The sequence below is a fragment of the Actinomycetota bacterium genome, assembly GCA_036280995.1.
Classification (GTDB): Bacteria; Actinomycetota; CALGFH01; order CALGFH01; family CALGFH01; genus CALGFH01.
In genome coordinates this window covers 1-2,438 of sequence record DASUPQ010000110.1, presented here as the reverse complement: position 1 = coordinate 2,438, position 2,438 = coordinate 1, and the positions used below count along the sequence as shown (strand labels likewise).

Genomic DNA, 2,438 nt, shown 5'->3' with positions numbered 1-2,438 from the left:
CGACAAGATGCTGCTCGACGGCGTGCTCCCCGCGCCGGGGACGCTCTGCCCGCCCTAGACCGAAGTTGCTGTGACTCTGGGTAGTTCTGCGCTCCTGGCCTGCCGGTTCGACCCGGTGCGCCTCTCCTGTAGTCAGAATCTTCGGCGTGTCTTCGATGGCTGCGGTGATGCCGGGCGCTATGGTCTGTGCGTGGCCAGGCGGGCTGGGGCGGTGCACGTAGTCAGAGTTCGGAAGACCGGTTACGTGGACAAGACCGGCCGGGTCCGGGACTACGAGTCGGCGTATCTGCGCCGGACCTACCGCGAGGGCGGCAAGGTGCGCAACGAGACGGTGGCGAACCTGTCCGCGCTGCCCGCCCATGTGATCGATTGGATCGACGCCGGGCTCAAGGGCGCGCGGCTGGTCCCGGCCGAGGCGGTCGCGACGGTGACCCGCTCGCTGCCGCACGGGGCGGTGGCCGCGGTGTGGGCGCAGGCCCGCGCGTTGGGATTGCCGGCGCTTTTGGGCCCGCCCGGCCGGGCTCGCGACCTGGCCCTGGCGTTGATCGTCTCGCGGGTGGTCGCACCCGGCTCGAAGCTGGCCACGCTCAGTTCGTGGGCCGACACCACGCTCGGGGTCGACCTGGAGGTGGCCGGCGCGTCCACCGACGAGGTGTACGCAGCGATGGACTGGCTGGTGGACCGCCAGGACCGCATCGAGGCGCAGTTGGCAGCCCGGCACCTGGGGCCGGTGACCAATCCGGCCGGGATGGCGTTGTTTGACCTGTCCTCGTCCTGGGTGGAGGGCAGCTGCTGCCCGCTGGCCGCGCGCGGGTATTCCCGCGACGGCAAGCGCGGCACACTCCAGATCGAATACGGGCTGCTCACCGACCCCGAGGGCCGCCCGGTCGCGGTGCGGGTGTTGCCGGGCAACACCGCCGACCCGGCCGCGTTCGTCGACGCGGTCGAGGTGGTGCGCGAGCGGTTCGGGCTGGCCCAGCTGGTCATGGTCGGGGACCGCGGCATGATCACCTCGGCGCGGATCGACGCGCTGCGCGAGCTCGGCGGGACCGGCTGGTTGACCGCGCTGCGGGCCCCGCAGATCGCCGCGCTGGCCGCCGACCAGGGCCCGCTGCAGCTGTCGCTGTTCGACCACCAGGACCTGGCCGAGATCAGTCACCCGGACTACCCCGGCGAGCGGCTGATCGCCTGCCGCAACCCGCTGCTGGCGACCGAACGGGCCCGCAAACGCGCCGAGCTGCTCGCCGCCACCGAGACCGCGCTGGCCCCGATCCTGGCCGCGGTCACCGACGGGCGGCTGACCGGCGCCGACCAGATCGGGCTGCGGGTCGGCAAGGTGGTCAACAAGTACAAGATGGCCAAGCACTTCCAGGTCGCGATCTCCGACAGCACCCTGGCCATCACCCGCCGGCACACCCAGATCGACGCCGAGGCCGCCCTGGACGGCATCTACGTGCTGCGCACCAGCATCGGCGGCGACCGGCTCGACCCACCCGGGATCGTGCTCGCCTACAAGGACCTCGCCCACGTCGAACGCGACTTCCGCACCCTCAAAACCGACGACCTGGACCTGCGCCCGATCCACCACCGCCTCGCCGACCGGGTCCGCGCCCACGTACTGATCTGCACCCTGGCCGCCTACCTGATCTGGCACCTGCGCCGCGCCTGGGCCCCGCTGACCTACACCGACGAACACCCACCCCCGCGGCACAACCCCGTCGCCCCGGCCAGCCGCTCCACCGCCGCCGCAACCAAGGCCTCCCGCCATCACGACCCCCAGGACCAGCCGCTGCGCAGCTTCCGCGGCCTGCTCACCCACCTGGCCACCCTGACCCGCAACGACCTGCGCTACGCCAACACCGAACCCCTCGTACCGACCCTCACCCAACCCACCGACACCCAACGCCGCGCCTTCGAACTCCTCCACACCCCAATCCCGATCAGCCTCAAGTAGACAAACCACCACCCCCAACAACCACGAACCCCCCGCTCAGCGGGGGGTTCGCACGTCACAGGCCACGTAACTTCGGATTAGTGCACCGATTGAAGACACCCACACGCGCCAGCGCTCGGCGCTCTGCGGCGTGAGATGGACGGTCATGTCATCGGCTGGCGACCTGACCGCCACCTCCCCGTTCTGCAGCCAGTCGAACAATCGGCCGATGGTGTTGTCCTGTTTGGCGACGTACCCGTCAAGCGACATGATCGCCTGCGCGGTCACTTTGCCCATGAAGCACGCTCCCTCGGTTGGGTTGGTTCGGTAGATGTACGGCGATCCACTGCGGCAATAGGCGGAATCTCGGCAGCCGGTGAGGTCATGCTCATGTCCTGCACCAGCGGGTCCTCACGGTGGTGGACCCGGTGAAGAAACCCGAACGGTTGACTTTCGATCTGCCGCGGCCCGGAGTTCCAGGCTTTAGGCGTGGTCCTTCTTGTTC

At 69.6% G+C, this 2,438-nt stretch carries 2 protein-coding genes; one reads left to right on the top strand and one right to left on the bottom strand.

What is annotated here, in order from left to right:
* The first annotated feature begins 244 nt into the window (after window positions 1–244).
* Window positions 245–1,954 carry an IS1634 family transposase gene (locus VF468_03330; GenBank protein ID HEX5877345.1) on the top strand — a complete coding sequence of 570 codons (1,710 nt, stop codon included), beginning with the start codon at window positions 245–247 and terminating at the stop codon, window positions 1,952–1,954.
* A 36-nt stretch (window positions 1,955–1,990) separates the two neighbouring features.
* Here the strand turns inward: VF468_03330 and VF468_03325 are convergent, their stop codons facing one another.
* Window positions 1,991–2,230: a hypothetical protein gene (locus VF468_03325; protein HEX5877344.1), complete on the bottom strand. Its 240-nt coding sequence runs from the start codon at window positions 2,228–2,230 to the stop codon at window positions 1,991–1,993.
* Window positions 2,231–2,438: the final 208 nt, after the last annotated feature.